This window comes from Xenorhabdus santafensis (genome assembly GCF_033949405.1).
GTDB classification, from domain to species: domain Bacteria; phylum Pseudomonadota; class Gammaproteobacteria; order Enterobacterales; family Enterobacteriaceae; genus Xenorhabdus; species Xenorhabdus santafensis.
On sequence record NZ_VCDN01000360.1, the window covers coordinates 1 to 363 of the forward strand.

General features: G+C 25.3%; 1 protein-coding gene. It reads left to right on the forward strand.

The genetic code is table 11. From position 1 onward, the window contains the following. Positions 1-363: hypothetical protein (locus FE392_RS20570; RefSeq protein WP_439153521.1), on the forward strand; the 363-nt coding region annotated here is incomplete at both ends.

Sequence of the window (363 nt, forward strand, 5' to 3'; positions counted from 1 at the left end):
TTATATGACAAATCCTGATGGATTTAGACAAATATTAAATCAAGCTGAAGATAATGCAAGAAAAAGAGATGTGAGAAAACAAGGAAAAATACATAATAATCATTATACTAGTTTACAAAAAGAACAGTTAGGACAAGCATTAGAGACTTTACAAGATTTAACGGGTAATGAGTATTACATTGGACGTAAAAGAGATAAATTTGCTAAGGTTGAATTTTCTCAAATAATTCATCCCAATATGTTGTTTATAAATAAAATTAAACTTTTAACAAGTTCTGAGAAAGTAATTTTATTAGATTTATCCCCTTTTTTAGAAGTTGGTTCAAATGTATTAATAGAAAAAAATATTGATACTTTGAATGT